Raw genomic sequence first — 18,211 nt, forward strand, 5'->3', positions numbered from 1 at the left:
CCCTGCCGTGGCGACCGCGGGGCGGAAAGACCTTCTGCCGCGGCGTTGGCCAGTCAACTGTGCGCAGATTGCACAATTTCGGCTCGAAACCGGCAATCTGCGCACACTTGACTCGAAGAAGTCTCTGACCCTGCGGCGTCAGTGCGGGACTCGCACCGAGAGTGGTTTCAGCGTCGCGCCCTCAGCTCGAGGCGAACTGGGTGGCGTAGAGCTCGGCGTAGCGGCCGCCGCGACCGACCAGCTCCTCGTGAGTGCCCTTCTCGATGATACGACCGGCCTCGACGACGAGGATCGTGTCGGCCTGCCGGATCGTCGACAGACGGTGGGCGATGACCAGAGCTGTCCGCCCGTGCATCGCCTGGGCCAGGGCACGCTGGATCGCGGCCTCATTCGTCGAATCCAGCGCCGAGGTGGCCTCATCGAGCACGACGATCTCCGGAGACGCCAGCAGCATCCGGGCGATGGTCAGGCGCTGACGCTCGCCTCCGGAGAGACGGTACCCGCGCTCTCCGACGACGGTGTCCAGTCCATCGGGAAGCGCATCGATGACGCCTTTCAGCTGTGCCCGTTCGATGGCATCGAGCATCTGCTCCTCGGTGGCATCGGGATTGACCAGCGCCAGGTTGGCGCGGATCGACTCGTGGAAGACATGTCCGTCCTGGGTGACGACGCCGACGGCCTCGCGCAGATCGGCGAACGACAGATCGCGAACATCGACTCCGCCGATGGTGATCGTGCCGCCCGTGACGTCGTAGAGCCGCGGCAGCAGCGACGCGATCGTCGACTTTCCCGCACCCGAGGATCCGACGAGGGCAACGGTGTGCCCGGCGGGAATCGTGAAGCTCAGATCGTGGAGAACCTGATCGCCGCCGCGGGTGTCGAGCACGGATACGTCTTCGAGGCTGGCCAAGCTGACCTGCGAGGCGCTGGGGTAGGCGAAGTCGACGTGATCGAACTGCACATCCAACCCGACGGCGGGCAGGGCCTTCGGCTGCGACGGCTCCTTGAAGTAGGGCACGAGATCGAGGATCTCGAACACCCGCTGGAACGACACCACTGCGCTCTGGATGTCCAGGCGCGCGTTGGCGAGCATCGTCAGCGGCGTGTAGAGCCTGGTCAGCAGCAGTGCCAGGGTCACGACCTGACCGGCGTTGAGGTTGCCGACGACGGCCTGTGCACCGCCGACGCCGTAGACCAGAGCCAGCGCCAGGGCGGAGACCAGAGTCAGTGAGGACACGAACGTCGACTGCAGCATCGCGACCTTGACCCCGATATCGCGGACCTGGCCGGCGCGGTCGGCGAACTCCTCGTTCTCCTGGCGGGGATTGCCGAAGAGTTTGACCAGGGTGGCACCAGCGGCGGAGAAGCGCTCGGTCATGCGGGTCGACATGTCTGCGGAATTGTTGGCCGCTTCGAACTGCAGGGATGCGAGCTTTCCGCTGAGCATTCGGGTGGGGATGATGAACAGCGGCAGCAGCAGGATCGACAGCACGGTCACCTGCCAGGAGATCGTGACCATGACGCCGACGGTCAGGGCCAGGGAGACGAAGTTCGACACGATGCCGGACAGGGTGTTCGAAAACGCCCGCTGCGCACCGATGACGTCCGTATTGAGCCGGGAGACCAGGGCGCCGGTGCGGGTGCGATTGAAGAATGCGATCGGCATCGACTGGACGTGATCATAGACGGCCGTGCGCAGATCGAAGATGAGTCCCTCGCCGATCCGTGAGGACAGGTACCGGTTCGTGATCGAGATGGCCGCATCGGCGATGGCCAACCCGCCGATGGCCACGGCTAGCCATACGACCGTGGACACGGGCCCGCCGCCGGTGATCGCGTTGACGACGTCGCCGGCGAGGACCGGGTTGAGGACGCCGATGCCCGCGGTGAGCACGGACAGCAGCAGGAAGATGATGAGTTTGCGCTTGTGCCGGGTCGCATACCCGGCGATCCGCTTGTAGATGCCCGGTTGGATGCGCGTCTCGGGGGTCTTCTTGCTCTTGACCGAGGAGTACATGAGGTGATGTGCGGATGGCACGCTCATACTGGGTCCCTTTCTGCTGCCGAAACGACCGAGCATGCACGGGGGAGCCCGTGACGGCGCGAGGATCGCTCGCATCCGGCCGCCGCCGCGGGCGGGTGGCCTGCCGGCGGTGAGTAGTTCAGTGCACACTGTGCAACCGCCAGAGCGGTGAAACTATTTCCTCACCGCCCGGCGACTCCCATCACAGGTACCATCGCAAGCTCGCCGAGGCGGCCCGCCCCGTCCGAGGTCCCAGACCCACCAGCGACTCCCGTCACAGCTTCCGCAGCTGCACCTTCCGGATGGTGTGGTCGGAGGATTTGTGGAGCACGAGATCGGCTCGGCCGCGGCTGGGCTGGACGTTCTCGCGCAGGTTCGGGAAGTTGATGGAGTCCCAGATCTCCGTGGCCAAGGTGATCGCCTCGTCGTCGTCGAGCTGCGAGTACCGGTGGAAGTAGGAATCCTCGTCCTGGAACGCACCGTGCTTGAGTTTGAGGAACCGCGAGATGTACCACTGGCGGATGTCACGGGAGCGCGCATCGACGTAGACGGAGAAGTCGAAGTAGTCGCTGATGGCCAAGCCCACGGTCCCGTCCTGACGGGGGCGGGCGGGTTGGAGGACGTTGAGGCCCTCGACGATGAGGACATCGGGGGAGCGCACGACCACCTCGGCGCCGGGAACGATGTCATAGGTGTGGTGCGAGTACACAGGTGCACGGACCTCGGGGGCCCCGGATTTCACGGCGGAGATGAACTTGAGCAGCTTGCGCCGATCGTAGGATTCGGGGAATCCCTTCCGCCCGTTGAGGCGGCGACGGTCGAGTTCGGCGTTGGGGTAGAGAAATCCGTCGGTGGTGATGAGCTCGACGCGCGGAGTGTCGGGCCAGCGGGCGAGCAGTTCGCGCAGCACACGTGCCGTCGTCGACTTGCCCACGGCCACCGATCCGGCGACGCCGATGACGAAGGGCGTGCGCTTGGCATCCTGCGGTTCCAACCCGCGTTCGTGCAGCGGAGAGAAGAATTCCCTGGTCAGGTCGTGCTTCGCCCGCCGTGCGGAGACGTAGAGGTTGAGCAGTCGTGACAGGGGCAGATAGACCTGGGCCACCTCGTCGAGGTTGATCCGATCCCCGAGCCCGCGCAGCCGTTCGATATCGCGCTGCTTCAGCGGAAGCGGCGTAGCCTGGGCGAGCGTACCCCACACCTCCCGATCGAACTCCCAGAACGGAGACGTCGTGTCCGGCTCGCTGCGCCGGGCGGTATTGAGGCCGGCGAGCTTGCGCGCACGGTCCAACTGAGGGTCGACATGGCTCATCCCACCATTGTGTCATGCGTCATGTTCGCCGCCCGCCCCAGGTCGGCGAAAGCCCCCCACCCCCACCGAGGAGCCCCACCCCACCGAGGCGCCCCACCCCACCGAGGCGCCCCACCCTCACCGAGGTGACCGTTCCGTCTCCGGCCCCGTCAGGTGTGCCCGACCGTCCCCTCACGCGCCCGCGTGCGCGTGCAGTTCGTCACGTTGACCCGATCGTGACTCGCCGGAATACCCGAGATCGGCTATCAGTGCGTAAAATCTCCCTCATGTGTGGAATCGTTGGCTATGTATCCAAGGCCCCCGTTGACAATGCCGACCACTCGGCGCTCGATGTCGTGCTCGGCGGCCTGAAGAGGCTCGAGTACCGCGGCTACGACTCGGCCGGCGTCGCGCTCGTGACGCCCGAGGGTCAGCTCGCCTCGGCGAAGAAGGCCGGAAAGTTCTCCGCCCTGACCGAGGAGATCGAGGCCAACCCACTGCCGGCTGCGCAGACCGGAATCGGCCACACCCGCTGGGCCACCCACGGTGGACCCACCGACCTCAACGCCCACCCGCACCTGGCCGACGGCGGCAAGCTCGCGCTCATCCACAACGGGATCATCGAGAACTTCGCCCACCTGAAGAAGGACCTCGTCGCCGAGGGCGTCGAATTCCTCTCCGAGACCGACACCGAGGTGGCCGCCGCCCAGCTGGCCAAGAACTACAAAACCACGGGCGACCTCACCGCCGCGATGCGCAAGACCGCCACCGAACTCGAAGGTGCGTTCACCCTGCTCGCCGTCCACGCCGACGCTCCCGGTCAGGTCGTCGCCGCGCGCCGGAACTCACCGCTGGTCATCGGCCTCGGTGAGGGCGAGAACTTCCTCGGCTCCGACGTCGCCGCGTTCATCGACTACACCCGCACGGCCGTCGAGATCGGCCAGGACGAAGTCGTCACCATCACCCCGGAGACGGTCACGATCACGGACACCGAAGGCAACCCCGTCGAGGGTGAGCAGTTCGAGGTCGACTGGGACACCGCCTCGGCGGAGAAGGGCGGCTTCGCGTCCTTCATGGACAAGGAGATCCACGATCAGCCGCAGGCCGTGGCCGATACTCTGCTCGGCCGTCTCGATACCGAGGGCCGCCTGACGCTGGACGAGATGCACATCGATGAGAACGTGCTCAAGTCCGTGGACAAGATCGTCGTCATCGCCTGCGGCACCGCAGCGTACGCCGGTCAGGTCGCGAAGTACGCGATCGAGCACTGGTGCCGCATCCCCACCGAGGTGGAGCTGGCCCACGAATTCCGCTACCGGGATCCGGTGGTCACGGAGAAGACGCTCGTCGTGGCGATCTCGCAGTCCGGTGAGACCATGGACACGATCATGGCCGTCCGCCACGCACGTCAGCAGGGTGCGAAGGTCATCGCGATCTGCAACACCTTCGGCTCGACGATCCCACGCGAATCCGATGCCGCGCTGTACACCCACGCCGGCCCGGAGATCGCCGTGGCCTCGACGAAGGCCTTCCTGTCGCAGGTCGTCGCCTGCTACCTGCTCGGCCTCTACCTCGCCCAGCTGCGGGGCAACAAGTTCCGCGACGAGATCGGCACGATCCTCGCCGAGCTGCAGTCCATCCCTGCGAAGATCCAGCACATCCTCGACGAGACGAAGTCGCAGGTCCTCGCCCTGGCCGACCGCAACCAGGACGTCGGTTCGGTGCTGTTCCTCGGCCGTCACGTCGGCTACCCGGTGGCGATGGAGGGTGCGCTCAAGCTCAAGGAGCTCGCGTACATCCACGCCGAGGGCTTCGCCGCAGGTGAGCTCAAGCACGGACCGATCGCGCTGATCGACGACGGTCAGCTCGTCATCATCGTCGTCCCATCCAAGCGCGGCCGGGATTCGCTGCATGCGAAGGTCATCTCGAACATCCAGGAAGTCCGCGCCCGCGGTGCGAACACCGTCGTCATCGCCGAGGAAGGCGACGAAGAGGTCGATCAGTTCGCCTCCGAGGTCATCTACGTGCCCGAGACGACGACGCTCATGGCGCCGCTGCTGACGACGGTTCCGCTGCAGATCTTCGCGATGGAGCTGGCCACGGCCAAGGGCCTCGACGTCGACCAGCCGCGCAACCTCGCGAAGTCGGTCACGGTCGAATGATCCGCCTCGGTGCCGGGCACGACAACGGTCGGTCCGGCATCTGAGTCGGTCGGGTATCTGAGGAGGTTCGATTGTGGCGATTCTAGGGATCGGCACTGACATCGCCGACGTGCCGCGCTTCGCGGAGCACATCGAACGCGTGCCTGAACTGCTCGACCGCCTGCTCACTCCCGGTGAGCAGCTCAAACGCAATGGCAAACGCCGGACGGATGCCTCCTTGGCGGCGCGGTTCTCCGCGAAGGAGGCGCTGAAGAAGGCGATCGGCTTCCCCGGATGGCTGCCGTGGCAGTCCGCCGAGGTGGTCCCCGCCAGGTCCGGTGCGCCGAGTTTCCGTCTGCGCGGGCTCGTGCTCGAGCACTTCCGTGCCATCGGCGGAACGAACATCCACCTGTCGATCACCCACGATGCGCACCTGACGATGACCTTCGTCATCGCCGAGGGCGACGGGCCGTCGCTGAGCCCCGGCATCGAAGGCGCCGCGGAGCACTTCACCCATTCGATGTACAAGCGAGTTCTTCGGCCGGAAGACTGAATCCGCGGCAGGAAGACTGACGCTGCAGCTGGGACAATGATTCGATGGACTCACTGACTAGCAATGTGGCGGTAGTGCTCTTCGACGGCTTCGAAGTTCTCGATGTATTCGGCCCCGTCGAACTCTTCAGCCGTCTCCCGGATTCCTTCACCCTCTCCTATGTCGCCGCTCAGCCTGGGCCCGTCCGCAGCGCTCAGGGCATCGAGGTTATCGTCACCGAGTCCTTCGACACAGCGAGCAACCCGGACATCGTCATGGTTCCCGGCGGGATGGGCACCCGGCAGCTGGTCGACGACCGAGCATTCCTCGACCGCCTCGTGAACTGGTCGGCCGGTGCCGAGCTCATCACCTCTGTGTGCACCGGTTCGGCGGTGCTCGCTGCCGCCGGCCTGCTCGACGGGTATCGGGCGACGTCGAACAAGAAGGCTTTCACGTGGGCGTCCGAACACGGCGAGGATGTCACCTGGATACCGCAGGCCAGATGGGTCGAGGACCGGGATCGATGGACCTCATCGGGTGTGGCCGCTGGCATGGACATGACTGCGGCACTCATCACCCATCTCTACGGCGCCGAGGCGGCCGCCACCGTCGCCCGTGAGATCGAGTTGGATATCCACACCGATCCCGATTGGGATCCCTTCGCCGCCCACCACGGGCTGGTCTGAACCGTCGACTTCTTGCACAGTCGAGCATCATCGGGACGCGAGTCTCAGTAGACCAGCATGTGTTCGGCTGAACCCGCACGAATCATGATAGAAAACTTCGAGGTGCGGCTCATAGTCGACATGCACCCATTCGCAGCCGGCGGCTTTGATTTCATGAACGAGAGTCTGGACCAGTCGTTTTCCGATACCACGCCTCTGATGTCCCGGATCAACAATTGTGTCGAGGACGAACGCGTGCACCCCGCCGTCCCAACAGGCGTGGACGAACCCGATCAACTGGTCGTCGGAGAACGCACCGATCCACGTCAGGCTGTGCCGCTTCAAGCGCGCTCCCCACGGTTTCACCTCTCCACCTGAGTGTCCAAACGCTCGTGCATGGAGTGCAGATAGGTGGGCGTCATCAACAGTGAATCGCACACGAAGGTCTATGTCCTGGGCCATGACGATCAGTATGCCGTATCGATCAACATGGTGAGCTTCGCTGAATTCTCTGTCTGCCACCGAGAACCGGGACCCCTGACGCTTCATGAGATCCGTCCATCGCCCACCACCGCGTACGGTTCACGTCCGATGGAGGTGAATGTATTCGCAAGGAACTGTTATATGGCCTGGTTGAGTCGCTCCCGATCTGGGAGAATAGACTCATGGAATCCGCCGTGGTACTCGACACTGACGCAATCAGGAGCGCTTGCGAAAGATTCGGTGTGGAACGGCTTCGCATTTTCGGGTCCGTGCTCACGGATCGGTTCAATCCGGAGACGAGCGACATCGACTTCCTCGTCACTTTTCGACCGGAACGGGACAATCTGTTCCACGACTACTTCGATCTGAAGGCTGAGCTGGAGCGGATCGTCGGACGGCGAGTCGATCTGGTCATGGAACGCTCGGTGAAGAACCCCTTCTTCAAAGCGGTTGCGTTCGAGAGTGCGCGGGAAGTCTATGCAGCGTAAGACAGGTGCGCACCTCTGGGATGCTGCTGAAGCGGCTAAGTTGGTCCGTGAGTTTGCTGGCGGCAAGACCGAAGAGGAATTCATTTCCGATCTCGTCGTTCGCTCAGCGATCGAGCGCCAACTGGAGATTTTGGGGGAGGCGCTGAAGCGCCTCCGCAGAGACGATGCCGACACCGCTGCTCGTGTGCCCGGACTCGAACGAATCGTTGGACTGCGGAACGTCCTTGCCCATGAATACGGTGACATCGACTACGAAATACTTTGGCTGGCGACCACAACCGAAATCCCCGGCCTGATCACGATCCTCAATGAGCTCGTCGATGAGGCCAGAGACGCTACAGGACTGTAGCGGCTCCATTGCGAAGACTGCTGATCGATCACTGCCGCCGGAAGAATCACGCGTAGCGCGCGGATTTCTAGGAAGGCTGATCGGTCTCAATCCGCCTGCGCCTGGTGGGTAATAGACTCAAGGCATGAGCTCACTTCCCAACGACACCGACAACACCGCCGCTGCCGACATCGCCGCCCCTATGAGCCCGACCCCCGCCGAGGCGGCCGCCACCCAGGTGCACCTGCCCACCGCCGATGACGCGAACGACATCGCGCCCGGTCTGGTCACCCTGCGCCGTGCCCTGCACGAGAACGTCGAGGTCGGACTCGACCTGCCGGTGACGCAGAAGCTCGTCCTCGACGCCATCGAGGGCCTCGACGTCGAGGTGAGCACGGGGGAGAGGCTGTCGTCGATCGTCGTCGTCCTGCGCGGCGGTGCCCGCAGGGAGGACTCGACCGGGGTCGTGCCCGCCGTCCTACTGCGCGGGGACATGGACGGACTGCCCGTCACCGAGGCGACCGGCTTCGACTTCGCGGCCACCTCGGGGAGGATGCACGCCTGCGGCCACGACCTGCACACCGCCGGGCTCGTCGGCGCACTCAAACTCCTCCACCGCGACCGCGACTCCCTGCCCGGCGACGTCGTGTTCATGTTCCAGCCCGGTGAAGAAGGCTATGACGGGGCCGGGAAGATGATCGATGAAGGCGTCCTCGACGCCGCCGGACCCCGCGTCAAGGCCGCCTACGGCATCCACGTCTCCGCCGACGCCGACCTCGGCGTCGCCAGCTCCCGTCCCGGGTCGTACATGGCGGCGTTTTCGAAGATGACGATCACCGTGAATGGCAAGGGCACGCACGCCTCCCGCCCGGCCACCGGCAAGGACCCCATCCAGGTCGGTGCGATGCTCGTGGGCCAGCTGCAGGAGTACGTCACCCGCCGCTTCGACATCTTCGACCCGCTCGTGATCACCGTCGGCCAGTTCAACGGCGGCACCGCTCCCAACGTCGTCCCCGACTTCGCGACCTTGGTCGTCAGTGTGCGCACGTTCTCGGAAGCTGTGACCTCCCGCGCCGAGGCGGAGCTGCCTCAGCTTGTCCGTGACCTCGTCGCCGCCCACGGTCTGACCGCCGACGTCGAGTACGAGCAGATCCTGCCGCCGACGATCAACGACGACGCCGAAGCCGAGTTCTTCCTCTCCACCTTCACCGACCTCTTCGGCGAGGAACGGACCGTGCGCAAGGCGAATCCGCTGCCCGGTTCCGAGGACTTCTCCCGTGTGCTCGACGCCGTGCCCGGAGCCTATGGACACTTCGGAGTCGCCCTGCCGAATCTGCCGGTCGAAGAACGCGAAGCCAATCATTCCCCTCGCGCCCGCCACAGCGACGACGGTCTCGCCGACCAGGCTCTGTTCCTCGCTCATCTGGCCGGGCGCCGGCTGGCGCAGCTGTCCGAGGGATGATCCGCCCGACCCCTGGCTCGGACGGTGGAAACGGCATACGGTGCAGGGATAGGTCCCGTGCAGGGCGACGTCGTATCAGGAGCAGAATTGTGAAGAGGAACAGTCGATGAGCATGTTCGCCTACCCGAGTGAAACCATCAGGGAGGCCGAGAATCCGCTGCTCGAAGCCGGCATCCCGCTCATGGCCAGGGCCGCCCGAGCACTGGCGAACAGTGCGGCCGCCATGCTGAAGGCCGACCACGGACAGGTCACCGGCACCCGCGTGAGCGTACTGGCCGGGCCCGGCAACAACGCCGGGGACGCACTCTTCGCCGCGGCGACTCTGGGAAGGCGCGGTGCCGCCGTCACGGTCATCACCCTCTTCGATCGCACTCACGACGATGGACTGGCCGCGGCACACAGCGCCGGTGCGCAGGTCATCGCGTTCACCTCGGCCGAGTCCGATGCGGCCCGGGCCGACGCTCTGCGCGAACTCTCCCGCGCCGATCTCGTCCTCGACGGCATCCTCGGCACGGGCGGGCGGCGCGGACTGCCCGACCACATCTCCTCACTTACCGCCGATTGGGCCCCGCACCGCACCGGCCGCCTCATCGCCGTCGACGTCCCCTCCGACCTCGACCCGAACCACACCGGGGCAGAGAAACGACTCCACGCCGACCGCACTGTGACCTTCGGTGGACTCAAGGCCGAACTCATCGATCCGCGTGTGGACGAGTTCATCGGAACCATCGACGTCATCGATATCGGCCTCGGCCTCGACCCCAGCTCGGCCGCCGCGGAGCTGCTCGATCACGATGATCTCGTCACCGGATTCCCGCGCCCCGATGAGACCGGGCACAAGTACTCCCGCGGTGTCACCGGGGTCCTCGCCGGCTCCGAGGACTACCCTGGCGCGGGCGTGCTCACCACCACCTCGGCGGTGAACACCGGAGCAGGGATGGTCCGCTATCTCGGCTCCCCGCTCGTCGCCGAATACGTCCTCGGCCTCCACCCCGAGGTCGTCAACGCCTCCGGACGCATCGACTCCGTCGTCCTCGGCCCGGGCGACCCCGAACCCGAATTCGTGCAGGGCGTCGCCGAGGCGCTGGCCGGCAACCGCACACCGGTCGTCGTCGACGCAGGCGGCCTCGACATGATCGCCCGCGCCGAATCGATGGCAGGCACCTGGCTGGTCGACCGCCCGCTCATCATCACCCCGCACGCCGCCGAGCTGGCGCGGCTGCTCAGCCGCCTCCTCGGCGAGATCATCACCGCCGGCCGGATCGGGGCGAACCCGATGCGATGGGCGCGGCGAGCCGCGGAGCTGACCGGAGCGATCGTCCTGCTCAAAGGCCATCACACGGTCATCGCCGCACCCGACGGGCACGTCGTTCTGCCTGCACCGGGGCCAGGCACCCTCGCCACGGCGGGCTCCGGGGACGTGCTCGCCGGGATCCTCGGCACGCTCGCCGCGATCGCCGCCGCCCACGGCCGCTACGACAGCGACGATCGGACGCGTCCACCCCGTGAGTGGGCTCGCCTGGCCGGTCTCGGAGTGCTGCTGCACAACGAGGCCGGCCGACGCGCGGTGACCGCGTCCGGATTCGCCGATGCCCTCGCCGAGGTGGTCGGCGAACTCATCCACGGCACTGACTGAATCTGCTCATCCACCTCAGTGGATGAGGATCTGCGTCTTCGTCGAGCCCTCCCACTTCATCGCCTTGACGAGACTGGACTCGTACATCGACACACAGCCGGCGGTCTTCATCGACTCCGTGTTCGCATGCAGGAAGATCGCCGATCCCTTCCCCGGCGTGCGAGCCTCGTTGTAGCCGATGACCTGGGCATACTTGTACGGCTTCGGCTGGTAGAGAGATTCGCCCTTGTACCCTTCGGACTTCCGCTGCATCGTGTTGTATCCCTCGGCCTTCGTCGCGTCACCGTCGACCCAGACATGATCGCGGGTGACCTTCGTCCACGGCTTGCCCAGCCCGGGATTCGCCGAGGTGCCGAAGCCATCGCGCATCCAGAACACACCCTTCGGGGTCTTGCCGTCACCTTCCCGTTTGCTCGACGTGGTGCCGTTGTAGCCGAGGCGGGCCTTGAACGGGCCGCTGTCGCGGGCGTACCGGTCGCCGGACTTCTTGCACAGGTAGATATCGGCGGTGATCGTCGACCGCTGCTTGACCTCGATGGCCTTCGCGGCCGTCACCGAGCTGTTCGACTCGACGCCGGTGCAGTACTTCGCGGCCGCCTCGGCAGGACCGGTCTGTCCGATCACGGTGAGGCCCGCCGCGAACAGGACAGCCGTAATCACCATTGCGAGGATGCGGGCTGGTGTGGTGTGCATGATGTCTCCTTCTTCATCGAATGGCTCGTCGAGCCGGTCTTCGCCGAACACGTCGTCGGCTGCACCTGCGACACCGGCGCCGGAGCCGAATGTCGCGGGGGATCAGCGTAACGAAGGTGCTGGTCGACGGGGGTCGGCGGTAGTCTTATCCAGTGACATCTTTCGACATCCCCGAGGCTCTCGTACGGGCCGAGATCGACGAGGCAGCCCTGTGCGACAACGCCGCCGTCCTTGCCGATCGGCTATCACCCGCCCGCCTCAAATGCGTCGTCAAAGCCAACGCCTACGGCCACGGCATCGACCTCGTCGCACCCGCTCTCTTCTCGGCCGGGTGGCGCGAGTTCTGTGTGGCCACGATCCCCGAAGCCCTTCGTCTGCGCAGCCTGCTCGGCCCCGAAGCGCAGATCCTCGCCTGGCTCTACGGACCGACCACCGACCTCGACGAGGCGGTTCGCGCCGGCATCGAACTGGGAATTTCGACGGTCGGCGCCCTCGACCGACTCGCCGAGGCGGCCCGCCGCACCGGCGTCACAGCCCGAGCCCATCTCAAGATCGACACCGGTCTCGGCCGCAACGGTCTGTCCCCGGAGGCTCTTGTCCGTGCCTTCGACTGGCTGCGCCGTCACGCCGAAGACAGCCACACCGACGACTCCAAGACACACGATGCCGGAGCCGATATCCGCATCGTCGGAATCATGAGCCACTTCGCCGTCGCCGACGAACCCGAACGCCCCGAGACCGCAGCGCAGAGCGCGGTCTTCTCCTCCGCCCACGGGCAGCTTCGGGCCGTGCTCGACGCCGCGGACGGCCGCCTCGGCGAATCGGATGACCTGGATGTGCACATCGCGAACTCACCGGGAGCGCTCACCCTGGGACCGTGCCCGGGCACCTCGGCGAGGGTGGGGCTCGCCCTCTACGGTCTGTCCCCGCTCGAAGACGGGGATCCGGCGGCTCTCGGGCTCCGCCCGGTCATGCGGCTGACCTCCAGCGTCATCAATCTCAAGGACATCCCAGCAGGTCACGGCGCCTCCTACGGGCTGACGTTCACCGCCGCGACCGACACCCGGTTCGCGCTCGTGCCCGGTGGGTACGGGGACGGACTGCCGCGGGCAGCCTCGAACCGCGCCGAGGTGGCCATCCGGGATCGTCGTTACCCCGTCGTCGGGCGTATCGCCATGGATCAGATGATCATCGACATCGGTGCCGGCAACGATGAGGTGGCCATCGGCGACGAGGTCGTCATCTTCGGTCCCGGTGGGCCGAGCGCGGCCGAATGGGGGACCTGGGCGAACACGATCAACTACGAGATCGTCACCCAGCTCAGCGCCCGGGTCGACCGGGTCGCCCGGAAGGGAGACGGGCGATGAGGGTCCATCTCGAATCCTTGGAGCAGATGCGCACGTTCGCTGCGGTCCTGGCCGACCATCTGCGCGCCGGTGATCTGCTCATCCTCACGGGCAACCTCGGAGCGGGGAAGACGACGTTCACGCAGTCGCTGGGCAAAGCCCTCGACGTGGCCGGGCGGATCACGTCGCCGACGTTCGTCATCGCCCGCGAACACCCGTCGCGCTCTGGCGGACCCGCCCTCGTCCACGTCGACGCGTATCGGTTGGCCGACGGGGAGGAGCTCGAAGATCTCGACCTCGACTCCGAACTCGACGAGTCGATCACGGTCGTCGAATGGGGAGCCGGCCTGGCCGAGCAGCTCAGCAGCGATCACCTCGACATCACCATCACCCCGGTGTGGGATGAAGCCGCAGGGGACGATGACTCGGTCGGTGTGGACGACGAGGACGAGGTGGAGGACGAACGACGCACCGTCGACCTCGTTGGTCGCGGGGATGCCTGGATCGATCGGATGCCGCAGGTTGTGGCCGCTGTCTCGGCACTGGCAGGCGTGCGAGTCGACGACCCTGCCTCTGCCGATCTGTCTGCCGAGGACTCGGCGAATGAGGGAGACGAATCATGATCATTCTGGCCATCGACACCTCGCAGTCGGCCTCTGTGGCCCTCGTGGATACGGACACCGGTTCGGTCATCGCGGCCGAACAGGCCGATGACCAACGTCGACACGTTGAGTTCATCGGTCCCGCGCTCGCCGGCGTGCTCGCCGAGGATGCCCAGCCCGAACTCGTCGTCGTCGGCATCGGACCCGGACCCTTTACCGGTCTGCGAGTAGGAATCGCCGCCGGAATCGCCGTCGGTCAGGCCCGCGGGATTCCCGTCAAGGGACTGCTGTCCCAAGCCGCGATCGCCGAAGAGTTCGTCCGCAGGGCAGCAGGCTCCCCAGCACTTGCGTCGGAGGTCGCGTCGCCCGCCGGGACCGAATCCGTTCGCCCCGTCCTCATCGCTTCGGACGCCCGCCGCAAAGAGGTCTATTTCAGCGTCTACGACTCCGCCCACGCCAGACTGAACGCCGGGCCGTTCGTGGCCAAACCGGCCGAGGTTGCTTCAGTTCTCGCCGACAACGGCTACCGGCTCGATACGATCGATCAGAAGCTCGGCCGCGGATTCCTCCTCTATCCGGACGTCCTCGGAGCGTCGACCTCTGAGTCGATCACCGATCCTCGTGCCGAATATCTTGCCTTCGCGGCGGCACGGGAACTCGCCGCCGGTCGAGACCTTGCCGACCCGATCCCCGAATACCTGCGCGAACCCGATGCGAAGGCGACCCCGGTACGCAAGAGCTCATTGAAATGACCTCCACGACCATCGCCGAGCTTCCCTGGTGGGACCTCGCCGAGGTGGCCGACCACGATGCGGCGATCTTCGGACCCACAGCCTGGACGCTCGGCTACTACTGGTCGGTCAAGGCGCAGAACGGCACGGTCATGCTCGCCGCCAGGACCGCCTCGGCGGGGGAGTTGGCAGGGTGGATCGTCATGTCGGGGGCCGGTGCGGAAGCCGATGTGATGACGATCGCCACCACCGAGGCTGCGCGCGGCACAGGGATCGGACGTGCCCTGCTGCAGGCGGGAATCGATTGGGCGAAGGAACGCGGTTCCGAGGTCGTCCACCTCGAGGTTGACGAACGCAATGCTGCGGCGCTGGGGATGTACGCATCCTTCGGGTTCGAGGAATGGGGGCGGCGCCCGGACTACTATCCGGGCGCCGCGGGAATTCTCATGCGTCTGCGGATCGGCGACTGATCCTTCTCAAGTCGCGCCCTAGGCGACGGGAACCGCACGGTTATCGGTCGCCTCGGTGAGGTCGACGAGCAGCGCTCCATTGAGTCGGAACGCTTCCATCGTCTCGTCGACGACGATCTGCTCGTCACCGCCGGTTGCCGCAACCTGGTCGAGGAGTCGGCGGTAGGCGTCCTTGTACGGCTTCGTCTTGCCGAGCTCGGCGAAATCCCACATCGTCAGCGAGGTCGCCGGCAGACTGTAGTGCCGGCCCATGAGGGTGCCGATCGCCTGACCGCCGGAGAGGTCGCCGAGGTAGCGCGTGTAGTGGTGGGCGATGACCCGCTCGGCGCGGTCGAGTCCCGCCAGGTGCGCGGCATAGGCGGTGGCGCTGGGCATGACAGGCAGTTCGGTGCCGTCGAGCGCGGCCAGGTCGGCGGCGATGCGGTCGGCCCGGAACAGATGGGCGTCGAAGAACGGCGCGAAGACAGGATCGTCGGCGAACTCCCGTGACTTCGACTCGAGCACGCCGTAGATGACGTCGTACTGCTTGAGCAGCAGGGCGTAGGCCCTTGCGTCGAGCCGTCCTTCCATGAGGTCGACCATGAACGTGGTGTGTTCGACCTCGTCGTGGATGGTGGCGGTGCTGGCCTTGAGGCGAGCGGAGAACGGTTCAGACATGATGTTTCCTCATTGAGAGATCGTCGATCCGAATGACGGTTCGCGATAGTGGGACTATGGGGGTGAGTCCGTCCCGGTTCGGAACTCTCGTGCCGAACCGGGACGGACTCGCTGGCTCACTACAGAACTTGTCTGAGGTCAGTCTAGCGCTTGCGCATCCGCGAGAACATAACAGAACCTGCGCCGAGGATGAGAAGACCGATCGCGATCGGCAGAGTCATCAGCTCGGCACCGGTACGCGGGAGGTTTCCTCCGTCGGAGCTGCCCGACTCGGAGCCGCCTGTCGACGAACCTTCGGATCCGGCAGAGGACGAACCTGCTGCGCCGGAGCCGTCGGACGCACCGCCTGAGGCGCTCGAGCCGCCGTCGGAACCGGCTTCGGCTCCGTCGGTCGCACCGTCGTCACCGGATCCGGCGGCGTCGGCTGACCCGCCGTCCGAGCTGCCTTCGCTGCCGGCGTCGTCATCGGCGGCTTCGTCCTCGGTCACCGTGACGGTGAACTCGGCGGGGTCGGACGGAACACCGTCGACCGTGGCGATTGCCGAGTAGGCGTACGTGCCCTTGGCGCTCGGGGCCTTGGCGGAGAAGTTGCCCTCAGCGTCGGCAGTCACCGTGACGTTGTCCTCGGACGGGACCTTCGCGGCGAAGGCCTTGATCTGGCTGTCCGCGTTCTTCTCGACCACGGGGGTCCAGGCAAGATTCACCTCGGCGTTCGGGGCGGTCTTGCCCTTGACGAGACGGTCCTCGCCGACTGTCTGGTCTGCGACGACCGGCTTGGCAGGCTTGTCTTCGTCACCGTCGGAACCGCCGTCGGAGTCATCACCGTCGGCAGCGCCTCCGGCATCCGAGTCGGAACCGTCGGTCGATCCGTCTGCTGCGGCGCCGGCCTTCGACCCGTCGGCTTCGCCTTCGGCTGCATCGGCCGTACCGTCGTCACCGGCTTCAGCGGCATCCGACGCCCCGTCTTCCGCACCCTCGGCTGCATCGGCTGAACCATTGTCGTCGGACTCGGCACCGTCGGCTGCGCCCTTGTCATCGGCTTCGCCTTCGGCTGCGTCGGCTGCACCGTCGTCATCGGCTTCAGCACCGTCGGCGCCCGTGTCTGCGGTGCCGTTATCGTCGGCTTCGCCTTCGGCCGCATCGGCTGCGCCCTTGTCATCGGCTTCGCCTTCGGCGGCGTCGGCTCCACCGTCGTCACCGGCTTCGGCTCCGTCGGTCGCGCCGTCGTCAGCTGCATCATCTGCATCGTCGTCAGCGGGGAACAGGGCGTTCTTCTGCTCGTCGGTCAGTTCGATGGGTTCGCGATAGAGCTCGGCATCTCCGGTGGGCAGGCCGTGGGCGACCCAGGTCAGCACGTCGTAGTCCTTCGACTCGTCGAGGTCGACGGTCTTTGCGGTGACATCGACGTCGATCTTGCCGTCCTTGATCTGCGGCGGCATCACGTACTGCACAGCGGTCGTATTGCCGGCGGTGACATCTTTGCTGGCGAGGTCACGATCAACGATGGCGGCATACGCGCCTGCCGACGGTTTGCCGAGGCTGGAATCGGGGAGATTGTCGTAGCCATCGCCTGTGACGTTGACGGTGAGGCCGTCCTCGGCGCTTGCGGACTTCACGGAGTGTGACGTCGAGACGTCGGGGGCTGGGGCCTGAGCTGTGTACTCGACAGTGAGCGGATTCGTCTTCTTCCGCGGCTGGATCGAGGTGCTCGCTCCGGCGGTGGTGTACCAGTAGGAGTCCTGACCGGTCTCGACGTTGAAGTCGATCCAGTCCTGCGGCATGGCGCCCCACCAGGACTCGTTCTCAGACGACTTCGGCGACTGCAGGTTGCGGCCGTCGGTGGCGGTCTCCACGCCGAGGTAGTCAGGGGTGAATTCGAAGCCCGAGTCGGTGACATCGACCTCGCCCTGCTGGATTTCGACGATATCGCCGTCACGCGCATCGAGCTTCTTCCAGATGCTCAGATCGTCCATATCGGCACCGAACCCGGAGTAGGTTCCGGTGATGGTGCCCTTGCCGTTCTTGACCTCGAGCTTCGGATCCGAGATCGTCCAGTAGGTCATTCCGCCGTAGTACGCGAACGACCAGGAGCCCTCCCACTGGATGGAGGCATTGTCGTTGTCGGGATCGACCGTTCCGGTGCCGTTCTTGATCTCTACGTGGTCACCTGTGTGGTTGTTCGGCGCTTCGGCGTTGATCTTGCCGTTGACCTTGTTGCCCTCACCGTCGGTGCAGCGGCTGTCGAAGTCCGACAGTTCGCCACTCGTCTTGACGATCGAGGTGTTCCCATCGGTGAACTTCCCCGCGTCATCGACGGAATAGATCGATCCTGCGTCCTTGGCGGTCCAGATGCGAGCCATGCCTGTGTCTCCGGCTTCACCGGCTGCGAGGAAGTTGCACCCACCGAAGTAGGCGCCGCCGGTGGACTCGTTGTTGACCGACCAGCTGAACACAGCATCGTCAACGGTCTTGTCGACCGCTCCGAATGCCGGGGCGCTCATGCCCATCCCCAGCAGTCCGGTGGCGGCTGCAATTGCCGCTCCGGCCGCCAGCGGCGAAGTCAAGCGTCGTGCCTTCGCGGCACGTGCGCGCGCACTCTTGTGCGTCATAGATTCTCCTCATTTTCAACGTCGCACACGGCGAAGACCGCGTGGTGCCAGGCC

Annotated in this window: 17 protein-coding genes; 11 read left to right on the forward strand and 6 right to left on the reverse strand. The window is 65.7% G+C overall.

What is annotated here, in order from left to right; genetic code table 11:
- Positions 1-181: 181 nt before the first annotated feature.
- Both KTJ89_RS10425 and coaA read right to left on the reverse strand, forming a co-directional pair.
- Positions 182-2,044, reverse strand: coding sequence for an ABC transporter ATP-binding protein (locus KTJ89_RS10425; RefSeq protein ID WP_259357673.1), 1,863 nt, complete (start codon positions 2,042-2,044; stop codon positions 182-184).
- Between the two features lie 253 nt (positions 2,045-2,297).
- Positions 2,298-3,335, reverse strand: coding sequence for a type I pantothenate kinase (gene coaA / locus KTJ89_RS10430; protein ID WP_025779539.1), 1,038 nt, complete (start codon positions 3,333-3,335; stop codon positions 2,298-2,300).
- Positions 3,336-3,601: 266 nt separating this feature from the next.
- Between coaA and glmS the strand changes: the two genes are divergently transcribed.
- The 3 genes from glmS (at position 3,602) to KTJ89_RS10445 (ending at position 6,673) form a co-directional block, all read left to right on the forward strand.
- Positions 3,602-5,476, forward strand: a complete 1,875-nt coding sequence (glmS, locus tag KTJ89_RS10435; protein WP_259357674.1) for a glutamine--fructose-6-phosphate transaminase (isomerizing) — start codon at positions 3,602-3,604, stop codon at positions 5,474-5,476.
- A 73-nt stretch (positions 5,477-5,549) separates the two neighbouring features.
- Entirely contained in the window at positions 5,550-6,008 is a 459-nt protein-coding gene (locus tag KTJ89_RS10440) for a holo-ACP synthase (protein WP_259357675.1), read from the forward strand.
- Between the two features lie 44 nt (positions 6,009-6,052).
- Positions 6,053-6,673 (forward strand): DJ-1/PfpI family protein, encoded by a 621-nt coding sequence (locus KTJ89_RS10445; protein ID WP_259357676.1) that lies wholly within the window; start codon positions 6,053-6,055, stop codon positions 6,671-6,673.
- A 27-nt stretch (positions 6,674-6,700) separates the two neighbouring features.
- Here KTJ89_RS10445 and KTJ89_RS10450 read toward each other — a convergent pair whose 3' ends face one another.
- A complete protein-coding gene (locus KTJ89_RS10450; RefSeq protein ID WP_310650284.1) occupies positions 6,701-7,201 on the reverse strand; it encodes a GNAT family N-acetyltransferase in 501 nt (166 codons plus the stop codon).
- A gap of 116 nt (positions 7,202-7,317) precedes the next feature.
- On the opposite strand from KTJ89_RS10450, the gene KTJ89_RS10455 reads away from it, so the two are divergent.
- The 4 genes from KTJ89_RS10455 to KTJ89_RS10470 all read left to right on the forward strand — a co-directional run bounded on the left by KTJ89_RS10455 (position 7,318) and on the right by KTJ89_RS10470 (position 11,049).
- Complete coding sequence (locus KTJ89_RS10455; protein ID WP_259357677.1) at positions 7,318-7,623, forward strand: nucleotidyltransferase family protein; 306 nt, start codon at positions 7,318-7,320, stop codon at positions 7,621-7,623.
- Positions 7,613-7,972 (forward strand): HepT-like ribonuclease domain-containing protein, encoded by a 360-nt coding sequence (locus KTJ89_RS10460; RefSeq protein ID WP_259357678.1) that lies wholly within the window; start codon positions 7,613-7,615, stop codon positions 7,970-7,972. Before KTJ89_RS10455 ends, KTJ89_RS10460 begins: the two co-directional genes overlap by 11 nt.
- A gap of 124 nt (positions 7,973-8,096) precedes the next feature.
- Positions 8,097-9,413 (forward strand): M20 metallopeptidase family protein, encoded by a 1,317-nt coding sequence (locus tag KTJ89_RS10465; protein ID WP_259357679.1) that lies wholly within the window; start codon positions 8,097-8,099, stop codon positions 9,411-9,413.
- 106 nt (positions 9,414-9,519) lie between these two features.
- Positions 9,520-11,049 carry a bifunctional ADP-dependent NAD(P)H-hydrate dehydratase/NAD(P)H-hydrate epimerase gene (locus KTJ89_RS10470; protein ID WP_259357680.1) on the forward strand — a complete coding sequence of 510 codons (1,530 nt, stop codon included), beginning with the start codon at positions 9,520-9,522 and terminating at the stop codon, positions 11,047-11,049.
- 15 nt (positions 11,050-11,064) lie between these two features.
- On the opposite strand, the gene KTJ89_RS10475 is transcribed toward KTJ89_RS10470, so the two are convergent.
- A complete protein-coding gene (locus KTJ89_RS10475; protein ID WP_259357681.1) occupies positions 11,065-11,742 on the reverse strand; it encodes a hypothetical protein in 678 nt (225 codons plus the stop codon).
- A gap of 152 nt (positions 11,743-11,894) precedes the next feature.
- Here KTJ89_RS10475 and alr point away from each other — a divergent pair, with 152 nt between their 5' ends.
- Genes alr through KTJ89_RS10495 form a run of 4 tightly spaced genes read left to right on the forward strand, consistent with a single transcriptional unit; the run spans position 11,895 to position 14,891 of the window.
- Positions 11,895-13,109 carry an alanine racemase gene (gene alr / locus KTJ89_RS10480; protein WP_259357682.1) on the forward strand — a complete coding sequence of 405 codons (1,215 nt, stop codon included), beginning with the start codon at positions 11,895-11,897 and terminating at the stop codon, positions 13,107-13,109.
- On the forward strand, positions 13,106-13,711 hold the full coding sequence (gene tsaE / locus KTJ89_RS10485) for a tRNA (adenosine(37)-N6)-threonylcarbamoyltransferase complex ATPase subunit type 1 TsaE (RefSeq protein WP_259357683.1): 606 nt from the start codon (positions 13,106-13,108) through the stop codon (positions 13,709-13,711). Before alr ends, tsaE begins: the two co-directional genes overlap by 4 nt.
- Positions 13,708-14,442 carry a tRNA (adenosine(37)-N6)-threonylcarbamoyltransferase complex dimerization subunit type 1 TsaB gene (gene tsaB / locus KTJ89_RS10490; RefSeq protein WP_259357684.1) on the forward strand — a complete coding sequence of 245 codons (735 nt, stop codon included), beginning with the start codon at positions 13,708-13,710 and terminating at the stop codon, positions 14,440-14,442. The genes tsaE and tsaB overlap by 4 nt, the downstream gene beginning before the upstream one ends.
- Positions 14,439-14,891, forward strand: a complete 453-nt coding sequence (locus tag KTJ89_RS10495) for a GNAT family N-acetyltransferase (RefSeq protein ID WP_259357685.1) — start codon at positions 14,439-14,441, stop codon at positions 14,889-14,891. The genes tsaB and KTJ89_RS10495 overlap by 4 nt, the downstream gene beginning before the upstream one ends.
- Before the next feature lie 18 nt (positions 14,892-14,909).
- Here KTJ89_RS10495 and KTJ89_RS10500 read toward each other — a convergent pair whose 3' ends face one another.
- The gene (locus tag KTJ89_RS10500; RefSeq protein ID WP_259357686.1) at positions 14,910-15,548 is read right to left on the reverse strand and encodes a biliverdin-producing heme oxygenase; all 639 of its coding nucleotides are present in this window, start codon (positions 15,546-15,548) and stop codon (positions 14,910-14,912) included.
- A gap of 143 nt (positions 15,549-15,691) precedes the next feature.
- On the reverse strand, positions 15,692-18,157 hold the full coding sequence (locus KTJ89_RS10505) for an LPXTG cell wall anchor domain-containing protein (protein WP_259357687.1): 2,466 nt from the start codon (positions 18,155-18,157) through the stop codon (positions 15,692-15,694).
- Positions 18,158-18,211 lie beyond the last annotated feature (54 nt).

It is taken from the genome of Brevibacterium sediminis, assembly GCF_024895295.1.
In the GTDB taxonomy this organism is placed as follows: domain Bacteria; phylum Actinomycetota; class Actinomycetes; order Actinomycetales; family Brevibacteriaceae; genus Brevibacterium; species Brevibacterium sediminis.

What these genes read in the sequence shown, in the direction of transcription:
- KTJ89_RS10495 (WP_259357685.1), top strand. Translation starts at nt 14,439, where the DNA reads ATGACCTCCACGACCATCGCCGAGCTTCCCTGGTGGGACCTCGCCGAG.
- KTJ89_RS10500 (WP_259357686.1), bottom strand. Translation starts at nt 15,548, where the DNA reads ATGTCTGAACCGTTCTCCGCTCGCCTCAAGGCCAGCACCGCCACCATC.
- KTJ89_RS10450 (WP_310650284.1), bottom strand. Translation starts at nt 7,201, where the DNA reads ATGAAGCGTCAGGGGTCCCGGTTCTCGGTGGCAGACAGAGAATTCAGC.
- KTJ89_RS10455 (WP_259357677.1), top strand. Translation starts at nt 7,318, where the DNA reads ATGGAATCCGCCGTGGTACTCGACACTGACGCAATCAGGAGCGCTTGC.
- KTJ89_RS10465 (WP_259357679.1), top strand. Translation starts at nt 8,097, where the DNA reads ATGAGCTCACTTCCCAACGACACCGACAACACCGCCGCTGCCGACATC.
- glmS (WP_259357674.1), top strand. Translation starts at nt 3,602, where the DNA reads ATGTGTGGAATCGTTGGCTATGTATCCAAGGCCCCCGTTGACAATGCC.
- KTJ89_RS10425 (WP_259357673.1), bottom strand. Translation starts at nt 2,044, where the DNA reads ATGAGCGTGCCATCCGCACATCACCTCATGTACTCCTCGGTCAAGAGC.
- KTJ89_RS10470 (WP_259357680.1), top strand. Translation starts at nt 9,520, where the DNA reads ATGAGCATGTTCGCCTACCCGAGTGAAACCATCAGGGAGGCCGAGAAT.
- KTJ89_RS10460 (WP_259357678.1), top strand. Translation starts at nt 7,613, where the DNA reads ATGCAGCGTAAGACAGGTGCGCACCTCTGGGATGCTGCTGAAGCGGCT.
- KTJ89_RS10505 (WP_259357687.1), bottom strand. Translation starts at nt 18,157, where the DNA reads ATGACGCACAAGAGTGCGCGCGCACGTGCCGCGAAGGCACGACGCTTG.
- KTJ89_RS10445 (WP_259357676.1), top strand. Translation starts at nt 6,053, where the DNA reads ATGGACTCACTGACTAGCAATGTGGCGGTAGTGCTCTTCGACGGCTTC.
- coaA (WP_025779539.1), bottom strand. Translation starts at nt 3,335, where the DNA reads ATGAGCCATGTCGACCCTCAGTTGGACCGTGCGCGCAAGCTCGCCGGC.
- KTJ89_RS10475 (WP_259357681.1), bottom strand. Translation starts at nt 11,742, where the DNA reads ATGCACACCACACCAGCCCGCATCCTCGCAATGGTGATTACGGCTGTC.
- tsaE (WP_259357683.1), top strand. Translation starts at nt 13,106, where the DNA reads ATGAGGGTCCATCTCGAATCCTTGGAGCAGATGCGCACGTTCGCTGCG.
- tsaB (WP_259357684.1), top strand. Translation starts at nt 13,708, where the DNA reads ATGATCATTCTGGCCATCGACACCTCGCAGTCGGCCTCTGTGGCCCTC.